Annotated in this window: 14 protein-coding genes; 6 read left to right on the plus strand and 8 right to left on the minus strand. The window is 66.3% G+C overall.

Annotation, left to right across the window (positions count from 1 at the left end; genetic code table 11):
• Nucleotides 1-18 precede the first annotated feature (18 nt).
• The 3 genes from BMY53_RS02970 to BMY53_RS02980 all read right to left on the minus strand — a co-directional run bounded on the left by BMY53_RS02970 (nucleotide 19) and on the right by BMY53_RS02980 (nucleotide 2,282).
• Nucleotides 19-825, minus strand: a complete 807-nt coding sequence (locus BMY53_RS02970) for an alpha/beta fold hydrolase (RefSeq protein ID WP_092943409.1) — start codon at nucleotides 823-825, stop codon at nucleotides 19-21.
• Nucleotides 822-1,877: a M14 family zinc carboxypeptidase gene (locus BMY53_RS02975; RefSeq protein WP_092943411.1), complete on the minus strand. Its 1,056-nt coding sequence runs from the start codon at nucleotides 1,875-1,877 to the stop codon at nucleotides 822-824. Before BMY53_RS02975 ends, BMY53_RS02970 begins: the two co-directional genes overlap by 4 nt.
• Before the next feature lie 75 nt (nucleotides 1,878-1,952).
• Nucleotides 1,953-2,282 (minus strand): DUF3579 domain-containing protein, encoded by a 330-nt coding sequence (locus BMY53_RS02980; protein WP_092943413.1) that lies wholly within the window; start codon nucleotides 2,280-2,282, stop codon nucleotides 1,953-1,955.
• A 273-nt stretch (nucleotides 2,283-2,555) separates the two neighbouring features.
• Here BMY53_RS02980 and BMY53_RS02985 point away from each other — a divergent pair, with 273 nt between their 5' ends.
• Both BMY53_RS02985 and argF read left to right on the plus strand, forming a co-directional pair.
• Nucleotides 2,556-3,776, plus strand: a complete 1,221-nt coding sequence (locus BMY53_RS02985) for an aspartate aminotransferase family protein (protein ID WP_255370004.1) — start codon at nucleotides 2,556-2,558, stop codon at nucleotides 3,774-3,776.
• Nucleotides 3,773-4,738: an ornithine carbamoyltransferase gene (gene argF / locus BMY53_RS02990; protein ID WP_092943415.1), complete on the plus strand. Its 966-nt coding sequence runs from the start codon at nucleotides 3,773-3,775 to the stop codon at nucleotides 4,736-4,738. Before BMY53_RS02985 ends, argF begins: the two co-directional genes overlap by 4 nt.
• Nucleotides 4,739-4,741: 3 nt before the next feature.
• Here argF and BMY53_RS02995 read toward each other — a convergent pair whose 3' ends face one another.
• A complete protein-coding gene (locus BMY53_RS02995) occupies nucleotides 4,742-5,500 on the minus strand; it encodes a substrate-binding periplasmic protein (RefSeq protein WP_092943417.1) in 759 nt (252 codons plus the stop codon).
• 430 nt (nucleotides 5,501-5,930) lie between these two features.
• Here BMY53_RS02995 and BMY53_RS03000 point away from each other — a divergent pair, with 430 nt between their 5' ends.
• From BMY53_RS03000 to BMY53_RS03010, 3 genes are read left to right on the plus strand one after another with little or no spacing between them, the layout of a single operon-like run.
• Complete coding sequence (locus tag BMY53_RS03000; RefSeq protein ID WP_092943419.1) at nucleotides 5,931-6,689, plus strand: metallophosphoesterase family protein; 759 nt, start codon at nucleotides 5,931-5,933, stop codon at nucleotides 6,687-6,689.
• Between the two features lie 7 nt (nucleotides 6,690-6,696).
• A complete protein-coding gene (locus tag BMY53_RS03005; protein WP_092943421.1) occupies nucleotides 6,697-8,166 on the plus strand; it encodes a serine/threonine protein kinase in 1,470 nt (489 codons plus the stop codon).
• 18 nt (nucleotides 8,167-8,184) lie between these two features.
• Nucleotides 8,185-8,523 carry a YkgJ family cysteine cluster protein gene (locus BMY53_RS03010; RefSeq protein ID WP_092943423.1) on the plus strand — a complete coding sequence of 113 codons (339 nt, stop codon included), beginning with the start codon at nucleotides 8,185-8,187 and terminating at the stop codon, nucleotides 8,521-8,523.
• 36 nt (nucleotides 8,524-8,559) lie between these two features.
• Here the strand turns inward: BMY53_RS03010 and BMY53_RS03015 are convergent, their stop codons facing one another.
• The 3 genes from BMY53_RS03015 to BMY53_RS03025 form a co-directional block, all read right to left on the minus strand.
• Complete coding sequence (locus BMY53_RS03015; protein WP_143073891.1) at nucleotides 8,560-9,825, minus strand: tetratricopeptide repeat protein; 1,266 nt, start codon at nucleotides 9,823-9,825, stop codon at nucleotides 8,560-8,562.
• 182 nt (nucleotides 9,826-10,007) lie between these two features.
• The gene (locus BMY53_RS03020) at nucleotides 10,008-11,144 is read right to left on the minus strand and encodes a porin (protein ID WP_092943427.1); all 1,137 of its coding nucleotides are present in this window, start codon (nucleotides 11,142-11,144) and stop codon (nucleotides 10,008-10,010) included.
• Nucleotides 11,145-11,252: 108 nt separating this feature from the next.
• Nucleotides 11,253-12,506 carry a hypothetical protein gene (locus BMY53_RS03025; RefSeq protein ID WP_143073892.1) on the minus strand — a complete coding sequence of 418 codons (1,254 nt, stop codon included), beginning with the start codon at nucleotides 12,504-12,506 and terminating at the stop codon, nucleotides 11,253-11,255.
• A 310-nt stretch (nucleotides 12,507-12,816) separates the two neighbouring features.
• Here BMY53_RS03025 and BMY53_RS03030 point away from each other — a divergent pair, with 310 nt between their 5' ends.
• On the plus strand, nucleotides 12,817-13,296 hold the full coding sequence (locus BMY53_RS03030; protein ID WP_092943431.1) for a hypothetical protein: 480 nt from the start codon (nucleotides 12,817-12,819) through the stop codon (nucleotides 13,294-13,296).
• Between the two features lie 58 nt (nucleotides 13,297-13,354).
• On the opposite strand, the gene BMY53_RS03035 is transcribed toward BMY53_RS03030, so the two are convergent.
• A complete protein-coding gene (locus BMY53_RS03035; protein ID WP_143073893.1) occupies nucleotides 13,355-14,434 on the minus strand; it encodes a hypothetical protein in 1,080 nt (359 codons plus the stop codon).
• Nucleotides 14,435-14,503: the final 69 nt, after the last annotated feature.

A 14,503-nucleotide genomic window follows, 5' to 3' on the forward strand; every position in this document is an offset into this window, starting at 1 on the left:
CCGCGGGCCTTTTGTTCTTCACGCACGCAACGGCATTGGCGAGCTGCCCACCACATCCCGGGCATGCAGCCAGTCCACCACGTTGCGCGCCACCCAGTCGCCATCGTCCAGCGGCAAGTCATGCCCCGCCTGCGCATGCAGGCGAAGCGGCACCCCCCAGGCCCGGCTGATCGCCTGGGAACAGCGCCAATCCACCAATTCATCACCCTGGCTGCACAACAGCAACATGGGCGCAAAGGGCGGGTTGAAGCTTGCGCGGTAACGCACCGCCGCCAGCAGCTGGCGCAAGGCATTGCGCCGGCGCACTGGATGCTCGCGTTGCAAACTCACCCAGTGATCCAGCACCTGTTCAGGCTGTCGCTGCAGGCGCGTGGTCATGGCCAGCACCCTCGCCTCCCGCTGCCGCAGGCTCAGCCGAAAAAGACTGAGCGCCAGCAATGACCAGTAGTTCGATGGCCGCAGGCGACGAAAGAAGGCGCTGAACGGACGCAGGCTGGTGTTGACCAACACCACCGCCTCCAGCTCCTTCGGATAGCGGCTGGCCCAGTCGCTCGCCACCATCGCACCGAGAGACATGGCCAGTACGTGATAAGGCGTCGGCACACCACGGCGCTTCAGCTCCGTACGGCACGCTTCCACCATGTCAGCCACGCGCGTGGGGCTGTCCACCTGGCACAAACGGCCGTTGCCCGGCAGGTCCAATAGCTCCAGCCGCACCTCCGGCTGCTGCGCACGCAGCGCGCGCAACAAGCGCACGGGAAAGTCACCCCAATGGCCACTCTCCCGCGTCAGCCCTCGCAGTAGCACCCAGGTCGTTGTGCTCATCCCCGGTTCCGTCGATACCAGCGAATCAGGGCCTGCTCCCCGTGGTCCCAGCGCGTGTCCGGCCCCGGCAGCCACCGGGAGGCGCTCTGTGTGGCGCGCGTCATGAAATCCATCCAGGCCATGTGTCTCCGTAGCACCCGCTGCTGTCTGTGTTCGATCAGCGGATTGAACATTCCGTGCCGGGAGAGTAGCTGCCTGGGATTTTTCTTCACCCACCGCCATGACCCCATTTCGAGCGTCATCGGCAGGAAGATCCCCCTATCCAAGGTGAGCGCCTCGTCATAAAGATGGTCCCAAAGATCGCCATGTGCCAGGTAGTGGCGGCTCTGTGGCTCCATGACGTAGGGATGCGGCGACAGGCCCTGGTCCAGCACCTCGCACAGCGCGTGCACCTCAGCCAGATGCGGCATCGGCCGACGGCTGCGCGCATAGGGAAACCAGATGCGGTCGTGCAGGCCGAAACCCGAGTGGCAATCAATGCTCAGGGAAAACGGCCGACCCAGCAACTCCTCCCGCATCAGCCGGCACAGGGCATCACTCTCCGGCTGCAGCGGGGCGCCGGCAGGGCCGCGATACCAAGGCAGCATCGGCCCGAGGCGATGCCCGCCCACCAGCCAAGGCACAGGCCGGTCCGCATCCTGCGGTCCGTTGCGCATCAGATCCACACCGGCCGGATTGGCGCGGCTGCCCTTCAGGATGCCGCCGGGATTGACCAGCGGCATGAACACCAGCCGCAGGGATTCCAGCTGCTGATGAAGGCCCACATCCCAGCGCAAGCGTCGCACCAGACTACTTAGGTAGGCCAATGCCACCTGCGCGCCTATGCGCTCCAGGCCATGCACGCCACCGATCACCGCCATCGCCGGCACGGACGGATCAGGATTCCCCAGTGTGACCGCCAGGACCGGCAAGTCGCCCTCCGGCACCCGCACACGCGCCAGTTCCCGGCAGTGCAGCAACGCACCACCCTGCTCTATCAGACGCAGCAGTTCATGGAGTTCAGGGAGAGCAGCAACGGCGGCGGACGCCGTTTCGGCGATGACCACAGCCATGGAGATGGGAGGAGGGTTCGGACGAAACCCAGCACCCTATGCGCAAACCGCCCGTCAGGCGATGGCCCGATCGGATCAGGGCTTGGCAGGTGGGTCCGGCAGCAGGCAGGCGTCGACCACCTGCAGCTTGTTGTCACGAGCGAAATTCATGACGAAGTCCCAGGCCATGGGCTCCACCGACTTCAGCGCCTCGTTCACGATGACGCATTTCACGCCATTGATGACGCGGGGCACGCAGTAGGGGGAGTAGCCGAGGTGGGCATCCCGGCCCGACCGCACGCCGCCCGGGCGGAAGCAGGACATGGCGCCTGCCAGACGCTCAGCCCAATCGCTCGGTCGAAAGGTGCGGCCATCCGTCGTGATTCCCTGGATGAACACTTCTCGCGGCTTGGGCTGCTCAGTCATGCGTCACTCGATCATTCCTAGCCCACGCCAATGGGCCGCAGGCAAAAACGTTATTGTGCCTTGGATGTGTTGCGTCGCAGCACACGGGGGGCATGCGCAGGCCGATATCCCGTGCGACATGCGACGCAAGCGGGACATTTTTCAAACCTGGCCCGTAGAATCAATCGCTCCTTTCGAGGAGCTTTTTCGTTGGTTTTTCGTTGTTCAGCCGGGCTTACCAGCCCGTGCAGCAACCCTTTCCACCCTGCTCTCACCACTGTTGCTGGAGACTTGATGAACGCCCAGGAGTCCACGTTCGCCGCCCCGACCGAACCCCATGTCATGCACACCTATGGCCGGCTGCCTTTTGCGCTGTCCCATGGTGAAGGCCTGACGGTGTGGGATACGGCTGGCCGACGATACCTGGACGCGTTGTCAGGCATCGCCGTCAACACGCTGGGGCACAACCACCCCCGGCTGGTGGCGGCCCTGCGGGACCAGGTCGGCAAGCTGATCCACACCAGCAACTACTACCACGTCCCGCTGCAGGAGCAGCTCGCCGCCAAGCTGTGCGAGCTCTCCGGCCTGACCAACGCCTTCTTCTGCAACTCCGGCCTGGAAGCGAATGAAGCCGCGATCAAGATCGCGCGCAAGTTCGGCCATGACCGTGGCAACGAGAACCCGGCCATCGTGGTGTTCGAGAAGGCTTTCCACGGCCGCTCCATCGCCACCTTGTCGGCCACCGGCAACCCCAAGGTGCAGGCCGGTTTCGGCCCGCTGGTGGAGGGCTTTGTCCGCGTGCCGCTGAACGACCTGCCCGCCCTGGAACGGGCACTGGCGCAGCACCCCAACATCACCGCCATCTTCCTGGAGACCATCCAGGGCGAAGGCGGCATCAACCCGGCACACATGCAGTTCCTGAAGGACCTGCGACGCCTGTGCGACCAGCACAACCTGCTGCTGATGCTGGACGAGGTGCAATGCGGCATCGGCCGCACCGGCAAGTGGTTCGCGCATCAGTGGGCCGGCATCCAGCCGGACGTGATGCCGCTGGCCAAGGGGCTGGGTTCGGGTGTCCCGATCGGCGCCGTGGTCTGCGGCCCGCGTGCGGCGAAGGTGATGGGCCCGGGCAACCACGGCACCACCTTCGGCGGCAACCCGCTGGCCATGCGTGCTGGCGTGGAAACCCTGGCGGTCATGGAGGCGGACCAATTGCTGGCCAACGCCTCCCGGATCGGCGCGGAGCTGAAGGCCGGCCTGGAAGCGGGCCTGGCCGGTGTGCCGGGCTTCATCGAGGTGCGGGGTTATGGCTTGATGATCGGCATCCAGCTGGACCGCCCTTGCGGCGCGTTGCTGGTCCAGGCCGCCGAGGAGGCGAACCTGCTGATCAGCGTCACCGCCGACTCGGTGGTGCGTCTGCTGCCGGCGCTTGTCATCACGAGCGCGGAGGCCGCCGAGATCACTGCACGCCTGGTGCCGTTGATCAAGCGCTTCCTGTCCGCCCCCGCACCATGAAACCAGGGAACAGCCTGATGCGTCACTACCTGCAGTTCAAGGACCTGCGCGCCGAGGAATACGCCTATCTGTTCGACCGGGCCTCGATCATCAAGCGGCGCTTCAAGAACTACGAGAAGTACCAGCCGCTGGTGGACCGCACACTGGCGATGATCTTCGAAAAGGCCAGTACCCGTACGCGGGTGAGCTTCGAGGCCGGCATGTACCAGATGGGTGGTTCGGTGGTGCACCTCACCACCGGCGACAGTCAGCTGGGCCGCGCCGAGCCCATCGAGGACAGCGCCCGCGTGATCAGCCGCATGGTCGACGTGGTCATGATCCGCACCTTCGAGCAGAGCAAGATCGAAAGCTTTGCGGCGCATTCGCGGGTGCCGGTCATCAACGGCCTGACCAACGAGTACCACCCCTGCCAGATCCTGGCCGACCTGTTCACCTTCATCGAACAACGCGGCATGGACCGACGCGGCGCCATCGACATGGACTGCCTCAAGGGCCGGGTCGTGGCCTGGGTCGGCGATGGCAACAACATGGCCAACACCTGGCTGCAGGCGGCCGAGATCCTCGGCTTCACGGTGCATGTCAGCACACCCAGCGGTTATGAGATTGATCCGGCGGTGGCCGGCATCAAGGACCGCAACTGCTACAAGGTCTTCAAGGACCCGCTGGAAGCCTGCCGTGGCGCCGATCTCGTGACGACCGACGTCTGGACCAGCATGGGCTATGAGGCGGAGAACGAGACCCGCCGCACCGCCTTTGCGGACTGGTGCGTGGACGCCGAGATGATGGCGCAGGCCAAGCCGGACGCCCTCTTCATGCACTGCCTGCCGGCTCATCGCGGTGAAGAGGTGGCCGCCGAAGTGATCGACGGACCGCAATCGGTGGTGTGGGACGAGGCCGAGAACCGCATGCACGTCCAAAAGGCGCTGATGGAGTACCTGCTGCTGGGCCGCATCGGCACCTGACGGTCACTTCACGGGCGCTGGCGCCGGGGATATGGGGCCTACCGGCGACCCCAGCGGACGCAACCCGTCCTCATAGGTGCCGGCCGGGTAGTGCCGCTGCAGCACCTTCCAGAAGGTACCTGTGCGGGCGGCGCGCTCCAGCGCCTCGGTCAGCACTTCCCTGTCATGGGCGGGCAGGTGGCGGGAGAGATAGACCCCACTCTCCCCCCACCCGAGCTCGCTCATGGGTTCGTAGCGCAGGCGCTCCAGCATGGCCCGGGTGCGGGTTTCCTGCATCAGCGTGCCGGCAAAGATCGAGGGCGTCATCAGCGTCACATCCGCCATCCCACGTTCCATCGCACGCGCCACGGCGACAGGGTCGGCCTCCAGCACCAGCCGGCGCTGTTCCCGCAGGGAATGGACCAGCTGCTGGTAGGCCTCGCCATAGTCGAAGCCCCGCACCAGGGCCACGCGCAGCTCTCGTCGTTCCGCCAGCTCGCGCATGCTTTCCACCGGCGGGCGGTCCGACAGCAGGGAGATCAGCACCGGGCGCGCGCGCGCCATCGCGATGAAATCCCCGCGCACATCGCGCTGGGACGTCCGCGTGGCCGGCACCAGCAGATCGGCACTGCCGCTGCCGAACATGGCCTCCTGCCGTGCACGCGGCACCACGGAGAAATCGAAATGGCAGCCGGTCTCCGTACTGATCTTGCGCAGCAGTTCGGGATAGACCCCACCCAGCGCGCCGCCGGAGGTCACCACGCTCATGCCGATGGGCGACATCGGCACCCGTATGGTTCGGGAACACTGGGCACGCACCGGCCCCGCCCCCATCAACAACGCCATCGTTGCCAGGGCTGTCACCACACGCCGACGCGCCACATCCGATCGGCCAAGGCCAAGCCAAGGACCGTCGCGGATCCCGAAATCCTGCTTACGCATGTTGTTCAACGCTCCCAGTGGCAGGGCTGCCCCGATCACCCGAATGGGCTGGGGTGCCCCATCTAGGGAACCTCTGCATAACGCTCGCGAGGAGTGATGCAGAGCTTCCCTGGAGGCATAGAGTAGCAAAGAGCACTGTCGGCGGTGCAGCCTCCATGCCGGGGGGCCTCTCTAAGGGGGCGGCACGTCGGTTGCCCGCGCTGCGTCCTGCGTTCCTGTGGCCGCAATCCCTCAGCCCATCGTCAGCCAGACATGGCATGCTCCAGTTCCAATGAAGACTGCATTGATTTCCGATCTGCACGCCAACCGTGAAGCCCTCACCGCCGTCCTGGCGCATGCGCGGGCCCAGGGCGTGGACCGTTTTGCCTTGCTGGGGGATTACGTGGGGTACGGCAGCGACCCCGCCTGGGTGGTAGACCAGGTGCGCGCGCTGAAGACCGACGGTGCCATTGTGGTGGTGGGCAACCATGATGTGGCGGTAGCGCGCGGCCCCAGCCCCACGATGAATGACGACGCCCGCACAGCCATCGAATGGACGCGGCTCCGGCTGGACGCCGAGCAATTGCGCTTCCTTGGCGAACTGCCCCTTCATCAGGTCAGCGACGACTGCCTGTTCGTCCATGCCAATGCCTTCGACCCCGCCGGCTTTGCCTATGTGCAGGGCCGCCTGGAGGCCATGCGCAGCCTGCATGCCACCGACTGCCGCTTCACCTTCTGTGGCCACATGCACGAGCCCATGCTCTACCACCTCTCCGGCACCGGCAAGGCGGGCGACTTCCGGCCGCAGCCCGGCGTAGCCATTCCGCTGCTGCCCAACCGCCAGTGGCTGGTCATCCCCGGCGCGTGTGGCCAGCCCCGGGATGGCAACCCCGCCGCCTGTTACGCCGTCTTCGACCACGAGCAGGGTGACTTGAGCTTCCAGCGCGTCCCCTACGACGTCGATGCCGCCGCTGCGGCCATCCGCGCCGCCGAAGGCTTGCCCCCTGCACTGGCGGAACGCCTGGCACAGCGGCTGTTGCTGGGACGTTAAGCGCTCGATGACCGAAGCGCCAGCCCCGATCACCCTCCCCTTGCAGCCTGGTCAGGTCCTGGACGGCTTCGTGCTGGAAGAGCGGCTGCACCAGGGCGGCATGGCCAACCTCTGGAAGGTCCGGCGCGAGACGCCCCTGCCGGATGCCGCGGGCCAGGACCTTCCGCTCATCATGAAGGTGCCCCGCATCAAGGGCGGCGAGGACCCGGCCAGCATCGTCGGCTTCGAGGTGGAGCAAATGATCCTGCCCGCGCTCAAGGGGCCGCATGTGCCGCGCTACGTGGCCCGCGGCGATTGGCGCCGGCAGGCCTACATCGTCATGGAGCACATCGAGGGCGACAGCCTGCGGCCGTTGCTGGACCGGGCGCCGCTGCCGCTGGTGGAGGTGGTGGAGATCGGCATCCAGGTGGCACATGCGCTCACCGACCTGCATCTCCAGCACCTGGTGCACCTGGATATCAAGCCCAGCAACATTCTTCGGCGCGCCGACGGTTCGGTGGTGCTGGTGGACTTCGGGCTCTCCCGCCACGACTTCCTGCCCGACTTGCTGGAGGAGGAGTTCTCCCTGCCCATCGGCACCGGGCCCTACATGTCGCCCGAGCAGGTGCAGTTTGTGCGCAACGACCCCCGCAGCGATCTCTTTGCGCTCGGCGTCATGCTGTATCACCTGGCCACGGGTGAACGCCCGTTCGGCCAGCCGGCCTCGGTGCGGCAACTGCGCCGCCGTCTTTATGTGGAGCCCATCCCGCCCCGCGCCATCCGGCCGGAGCTGCCCCCCTGGTTTCAGGAAGTGGTGCTGCATTGCCTGGAAGTGCGTGCCGAGCGGCGTTACCAGAGTGCCACGCAGTTGGCGCTGGACCTGCAGCGCCCGGATGCGGTGACGCTGACAGCTCGTGCGCATCGCCTTCAGCGCAGTGGCTTGGTGCGGCGCTTCAAACGCTGGTTCCTGGCCCTTGGCGCGGAGCCGGAGGCGCCGGCCTCGGTGGGGGCCCAGGTCTCACGCAGCCCGGTCATCATGGCGGCCGTGGACGTCCAAAGCGCCAGCGCGGGCCTGTTGGAGGCGCTGCGCGATGTCGTCCAGCGCCTGCTCCTGACCGAGCCTGGCGCGCGTCTGGCGTGCGTGGGCGTGATGAAGACCGCGCGTATCGGCATGGACGAACTCACCGACGCCCAGGGGCGCAGCCACCACGTGCAGCAGCTCATCGCCTTGAAGAACTGGGCCCATCCCATGACCCACGGCCTCGCCCTGGAGGATGGCCGCCTGACCTTCCATGTGCTGGAAGCGCCGGATGCCGCAGACGCGCTCATCGAATTCGCCGCCAGAACGGGCGTGGAACACGTCGTCATCGGCGCACGCGACGGTTCCGCACTGCGGCGCTACCTGGGCAGCGTTTCCACCCAGGTCGTGACGCAATGCGCCTGCACGGTGACAGTGGTGCGGGAACCGCCGCTGCCAATGCCGCCGGCGGCGATGTGAGCCCTCTACACTGGCGGCATGTCCTTCACTGCCGCCACCAACCCCTGCACCCGGTGCGGCGCCTGCTGCGCCAGCTTCCGCGTTGATTTCTCGCGCCAGGAGCTGCTCAGCGAAGGGGGCACGGTGCCGGATGGGCTCACCGTGGACGTCACCGACCAGCTCTGCCGCATGCGTGGCACCGACCATGCCTCACCGCGCTGTGCGGCCTTGCAAGGCCAGGTGGGCGACAGTGCCGGCTGCGGCATCTACGAATGGCGGCCATCGCCGTGCCGTGAATTCGGCATGCGGGCGCCCCTGGGCCTTGGCGACGAGGCCTGCAACCGCGCGCGTGCCCGGCACGGGTTGCCGCCGCTGTAGCCCATGGGCCCTCTGGCCGGCCCTTGCGCCCGCAGGTCAATGCAGCTTGGCCTTCAGGCTCTCCAGCTTGGCCGCATACAACTTCCGCTGCGGCACCGAGGTACTGACCTCCTCGGCCTTGGCAAGTGATTCACGCACGTCATCCCAGCGGCCCAGGCCGACATTGGCCAACGCCAGCCAAAAATAGAACTCGTGATAGTAGGCGGAGCGGTCGATCTCCTTCAGGAAGAAACGTCGCGCGCCTGCGTAGTCTCCGGCCCGCATGGCTGCGACGCCCATGTCAAAGAACTTGAAGGGCGGATACGGCTCCAGCCTGGCCAGCTTTTCTTCCCACACCTGGGCCTCGGCCAGACGGTCGGAATGCCGCAGCAACTGGGCCAGGTTGCCCATCGCCTGCGTATTGCCGGGTTCGCGCCGCAACACCTCCCGGAAGGCCTGTTCGGCAGGGGCGATATCGCCATGGCGTCGGTACACCACGCCGAGCGTATTGAGGCCGGCCGTCATCCGCGGTGCCTGCAGCCAGGCGGCGCGTGCCCACCAATAGGCGCGATCCAGTTGGCCCAGCGCCATCCACTCGGCAGCGCGGTTGTTCATGTACATGGCCAGCACGGTCGGTTCGTCCAGGTCCATGGCCCGTTGGCGGCGGATCTGGGCCCCCGGCAGGAAGTCCACCACCAGCATGGGTTCCTGGTCCCCGAGCACCTTGAAATCGCTGGGGCGCCGCCCCAGCCCCACATTCACGTGGCCGGACACGACCTGCAGATCACCGACCCGGCTGTACTGCTCCTCCTGGTAGATATGGCGGAACGTCACCGGCACACCCAGCTCGCGCGCGAACGATGCCGTCATCAACGTGAGCGACAGGCAATTGCCCATGCGGGCCTCAAACGCCTCGCCGGCAGTGCGGGTCATTTCCGCGTCGTACTCCAGCTTTAATTCCCCGGGCGATGCCAACGCATCCACCAGCACCTCGCGGGGCTCGCGGCCACGCAGGCCACGGGTCAGCCGCGCCTGGATGAACGCTCGCATCGCAGGGCTTGGCGCCAGGATGCGATCGGCGCTGATCACCTCCTGGCTCGGCGCAAACAGTTCGTCATGCACCAGCGTGGCGGGTGGTGTCGTCTCCTGGACCGGCGTCATGGCGCAGGCGCAGAGCAGCAGCGTGCCGAGTGCAGACAGACAAGCCCAACGTCCCCGCATGGCCACCCTGCGCAGGCCGTCTGCGATCGATCGCCTCGAAAGATCCTGACGCGCCAGGGCTCCCGGCGCGTCGGTCCCGACATCCACGTCCATCGCGTTCATCATCGGCTCCGGTACAGCCTCTGCAGGGGGCTGCTGGTGTCGATGCTAGACCTGTCACGGGGCGCCTGCACGGCCTTGCGACGAACGGGGGGGAGTCCCACCTTGAATCGGGGAGCCTCGCCGGGTCACCGCAGGGCATGCCGACCGCGTCATGGGTAGCGGAAGGCGGCGAGGCGCTTCACTCAGAAGCTGTGGCGCATACCTACCGACAGCAGGCTCGGATGGGACCCCAGGGCAGCCCCCGGGCTGTTGATCGCGAAGTCGTACTGCGCCGAGTCGTCGTTGCGGATCCGGCTGGCAAACGCGAACACCGACGTCCGCTTGGACAATGCGTATTCAGCGCCGACCGTCAGTTGGGCGGCCCCTGTCCCTGAGCCGCTCTCGACATGCCCGATCCCGACGCCGACGGGCCCCTTCCCGTGGCCTGCCACTGACAGCCCCCCCAGCAGGCTCACCGCCCCCAGCTTGTGCACCACTGACACATACGCGGCATCCCGCCGCAGGCTGCCCGCGTCCGTCCGGTAGTCCAGCCGCTCCACCACCCCAGCCACCCGCGTGTTCCCCCAGGACCAACTGGCCCCGAGCTTCCAGCCTCGGTCCGTGGTGGCTGCTGTCTGGTAGTGCCGATGCAACTCATGGGCCAGCACCGCCGTGAAGCCACCGTCCACGTACGTCGTCGACCCGGACCACAGTGAGGGCCTCGCCCCCGTCACCGGCGACACATCTTCCCCCGGTGAATAGGCAAGCTTCCCGGACCAACCTTGCCAGGTCGGTGTCCAGTACTGGAGAACGTTTTGCTGGCGACGGTCGAACGAGCTGGTATCGCTGATGTTGTTGACGATCGGCGCCGACCCATTGCCAAGCAGCGACATGTAGCCGGCAGTGGTCGGGTAGAACGGGTCAAAGCTCGCGGTGGCTGCGTTGTAGGGCAAGGTCCACACGCCCGCGAAGGCCGTGCCCCAGGGGCCGGCCAGGCCGATGCGCGTGTCGCGGTTGGCGATGCTGGTGCCGCCGCCGGTGTCCAGTAGCACCGAGCCTTCGATCTGCCAGACGAGCGTCAGACCGTCACCGAGAGCCTCATCGCCTTTCAGGCCGATCACCGACCGATAGTTGCTGAGTCGCGCCGTCGATCCTTGGCCGCCGCCACCGACCGACTCCATGCCCAGGTTGAGACGGCCATACAACGTGGCGTTGTCTGCGGCCCTCGCGTGAGACGAGGCAACGGCCGCACACAGCACAGTGAGCGCCGTGGCGGCCGAGCGGGTGGTCCAGGGGGCGCGGCATGCGCGCGATGCGTGGGGGACGGCTCGATACTTCATGTGCCCATGCTCGGCGCTTGCCCGGCGTGGGCACAGACCCAGGCTAGCGGGACGTATACGCCACGCATGGCGAGGGTTGCGCCTCAGCCATTCGGGTGATGCGGCGCATCAGCGTGCGGGCGTGCGCGACGACAGCGCGGGCGGCGTGTAATCGGGCCTGAAGCGACAGGTGCCGCTGACCCTGGCCCGGGCACGCTCGCAGTCGCGGGCCAGGCCGGTGGGGGTGGGTCGATCGCCCCCCACCACCCAGGCCGACAGCGCGCCGATCAGGGCGGCATACGTCGGGTCGCTGAGATAGCTGTGTTCGCGATCGTCGGTATAGGCCTGCACCAGATCGTCCCCGTGGCCTGCGGCTTCCATGATGTGGCCGAAGGTGTCCTGCAACTCGACAAACGCGGTCGGGTCGTGGATGGCATGAACGGTCAATACCGGGACAGGAATACGCCCGCTCAGGCCGGCATCCCGCGTGAACGCGGCCACGGCGGCAGGTTCCGCAGCGACCCGCTCCACACCGGCATTGAGTGCCTTGTCATCCGCCGACCCGTGATACACCACGCCGAGGTTGCCGAAGGGGCTGGCGCCACCCGTGCGCTTCACCACGATCTCCCGGAAATGGAAGGTTGCCCAATTCATGTGGGCCACCACGCTCCGTTCAGGAATCCGCACCACATCCAGCAGCGTCTGGAGTTTGCGCTGCTGCTCCGCCGAGCGCTCGCGCGCCGGTTTGTCGATACCCAGGCAGGCGTTGATCCGCTGTGACAGCGCCTCGGCGGTCAATGTCGAATGCTCAGGCAGCCCGATGTTCAGCGGGTACGCAGGCTCATCGGCCCGAGGGTGGTTGTGGCAGAGGTATTGGTAGACCACGCGCAAATCCAGCCGGAAGTCGTAGCTGCGCGGTCCGCCGCCCAGCACACCGGCCGTCAACAGCACTCCGTCATAGGGCCGCCCCACGGTGAACAATTCGGCGCCCTTGGCGGCGACGCCCGCACCCCAGGACTGTCCGTGCAGCCATACATGCCGGGGCTTGCCCAGCACCTGCTGGACGATCAGGCGCAGCCGCTCCGTGTCCTCGGCTGCCGCAGTGACCGCGACGCCACCCTGGCGATAACTGGACGCGGCCCAGGCGTAGCCCAGCCTTGGGAACACGGACCAACGGGTGAGGTCCTCCTCCACCCGCTTCGCCTGCGGCGCCCCCAGGAAAGGGCCGCCATGGTCATGCAGGACCAGATCGCCATTCCAGCCCGTCGGCACCGCGATCAGGTAATAGGCGCCAGCACTGTCCTGCCCGGAGAGACAGCGGGTGCCGGCGTCCACGCCTGGCGGGCATTGGGCTGTGGAGGGGGGATCGGAAACCGGCTGCATGGCCGCCATCGCCGGAAGCGCCGCCACCAGGGCGGCCTGCGTGGCCCACCTGACGAGAACTCGCCAAGAGGCCCGGGGGGTGGTGTTTGGTGGCAGAAGCGGGCAGCGCAAGCGACGGGAGCGACGGGAGCGGCGGAACGGGCGACTGTTCATGCGCCGATGATAGGGAAGCGCTAGCGTCACGGGGGCGCTCAAAGCCTGGGCCGGTCCTGCTGACACGGGTTGGCAGCACCCCAAACATGACCATTGAAATGCTGGATGGGCATACAGTATTCTTCCTACTTAGACACAGAGCAGGAAGGAATGAGTCATGCGCAGATATGAAGTCATCCTGGAGCGGGTGCCCATCCCGTTCCACGAGCGGGACCTGGCCCGCACCATTGCCAGCCAGGTGCTGGATGCACGGTTGGGCGGGCCTCAAGGTGTGGTGGATGCCCATGCGGCCTGCATTGCCATCACGGGTGGTGACACCCGCTGGACCATCCCTGAATCCGCCTCCCGGGTCGAGTGCGCCGCCGTCAAGCGCTGGCGGCGTGCCACAGAGGCTGCGCTGGACGCCATCGACAAGGCGTTCGCCCATGTTTTCATGGGCATGTCGGAAGACGACGTGGCCTTGGCCCGGGTGGACGAGCACCTCAGTATTCGGCCGTTGCAGGATGCATCGCCCGCGCCTGCGCAATTGCTGGCAGAGGCCCGCGTCGGGCTGCCCTGGGCGGCCACGGCGGCTGTACTGGTCACGGCCGTGAGCAACGCCGCAGCAGTGGCTCATGCCGGGGCCATGGCGCGTTAGTGTCGGGAGTTAGGGAGCTTCGCATTCACGCCCGCCAGCGAAGTGGCCCCCGCTGGGGTTAAAGCCTGGTGGATTGGAGAAGCGATCGCGTCCGGCCCATGGGCGGGTAAACGAGGCGCTGGGAAGCACAGTCGATCTGCGCGTCCTTCGTCGCTCTCCAAAGCGCGTTAGCGGCACGCTGCAAGGGCTGGCGGCTACGGTACAACTCTGGGATGAGCGGAAGCCTCATGCTGTAGGCATCGCTCGCCGCGCAGGCATGCCTGTATTTCTTGCCTCGCACACTGCTTTTCTGCGCCACCACGTCCTTCTCCGCCGGCCAAAGTTGAACGCGACGGAGTCGGGCAATGGCTACCATGGCGCCTTCGTCTTCCTTATCCATCAGGTTGCCGTCCCCCACCAGCCGATCAAAGAAGCCGGTGTACTTGTCCCGTACATCCCGAGTGTCGGAAAGACTCATCAGCGCATTTCTCAACTGATGCGGATTCCGGGAGGTCCGAACCAAGGTCTCCAGCAAATCACACATCGCTCCACTCGCGTCAGGCAAAGATCTCGCGGAGGTGGCCAGCCTCAGCAAATAGGGGGTCGTCACATCATCCCGTTCAATAAGCTGCGAGAACACGCGCTCGGGCATCAGAAACTCTGCGTCCACCAGGGCTGCCAACAGGCCGGCATACGTGACGGCGAGCTGATGAGCGGAACGCACACCCGCCGGAGCCGTGAGCCCCCCCGTGGTCGACGGAACATTCAACGCTTCAGACATGAAAGCGACCATTGAAGAGGCGGTGAACCATCCTGCGCGGTCGGCCACGTCCCTTGAATGCCCGAGGTCGGCAATCATCGAACTGGCGGCCTCCAGAAAATCAAGGACGGCAGTACGGTCCTTAAAGCCGACGGTTTTGAGCTTCTCCCACGCATTATCAGTACGGGCCGCTTCGTAGCTGGGCGGCAAGCCGCAGACATCAGCCCGTGCTGTCGACGGCTCCTCCTGCGTAGGATAGGGCGGCGGCGCGCTGCCATTCACCTCAGGTTCGAAGATGCCGAGGGTTCTGGCTGGCGGGGCAAGGTTGCCTCGTTGGGGCAACTCATCACGTTGCGGGAACCAAGCACTCGGCACACTCACCCCAGGAAATCCGAACATAGATCTCTGCCTTTGGATACATCGGCACGGCGCCGCCGCATCTAGTACGTCAAGGCCCGAAGAAGGGTT

Origin of the sequence: Roseateles sp. YR242, from assembly GCF_900109745.1 — a bacterium.
Taxonomy (GTDB): domain Bacteria; phylum Pseudomonadota; class Gammaproteobacteria; order Burkholderiales; family Burkholderiaceae_C; genus Roseateles.

Bases quoted from the DNA above. Each gene is read 5' to 3' on its own strand.
- BMY53_RS03000 (WP_092943419.1), top strand. From the start codon at position 5,931: ATGAAGACTGCATTGATTTCCGATCTGCACGCCAACCGTGAAGCCCTC.
- BMY53_RS03035 (WP_143073893.1), bottom strand. From the start codon at position 14,434: ATGTTCGGATTTCCTGGGGTGAGTGTGCCGAGTGCTTGGTTCCCGCAA.
- BMY53_RS02995 (WP_092943417.1), bottom strand. From the start codon at position 5,500: ATGTCGCCCATCGGCATGAGCGTGGTGACCTCCGGCGGCGCGCTGGGT.
- BMY53_RS03025 (WP_143073892.1), bottom strand. From the start codon at position 12,506: ATGCAGCCGGTTTCCGATCCCCCCTCCACAGCCCAATGCCCGCCAGGC.
- BMY53_RS03030 (WP_092943431.1), top strand. From the start codon at position 12,817: ATGCGCAGATATGAAGTCATCCTGGAGCGGGTGCCCATCCCGTTCCAC.
- BMY53_RS02975 (WP_092943411.1), bottom strand. From the start codon at position 1,877: ATGGCTGTGGTCATCGCCGAAACGGCGTCCGCCGCCGTTGCTGCTCTC.
- BMY53_RS03005 (WP_092943421.1), top strand. From the start codon at position 6,697: ATGACCGAAGCGCCAGCCCCGATCACCCTCCCCTTGCAGCCTGGTCAG.
- BMY53_RS02985 (WP_255370004.1), top strand. From the start codon at position 2,556: ATGAACGCCCAGGAGTCCACGTTCGCCGCCCCGACCGAACCCCATGTC.
- argF (WP_092943415.1), top strand. From the start codon at position 3,773: ATGAAACCAGGGAACAGCCTGATGCGTCACTACCTGCAGTTCAAGGAC.
- BMY53_RS03020 (WP_092943427.1), bottom strand. From the start codon at position 11,144: ATGAAGTATCGAGCCGTCCCCCACGCATCGCGCGCATGCCGCGCCCCC.
- BMY53_RS02970 (WP_092943409.1), bottom strand. From the start codon at position 825: ATGAGCACAACGACCTGGGTGCTACTGCGAGGGCTGACGCGGGAGAGT.
- BMY53_RS02980 (WP_092943413.1), bottom strand. From the start codon at position 2,282: ATGACTGAGCAGCCCAAGCCGCGAGAAGTGTTCATCCAGGGAATCACG.
- BMY53_RS03015 (WP_143073891.1), bottom strand. From the start codon at position 9,825: ATGAACGCGATGGACGTGGATGTCGGGACCGACGCGCCGGGAGCCCTG.
- BMY53_RS03010 (WP_092943423.1), top strand. From the start codon at position 8,185: ATGTCCTTCACTGCCGCCACCAACCCCTGCACCCGGTGCGGCGCCTGC.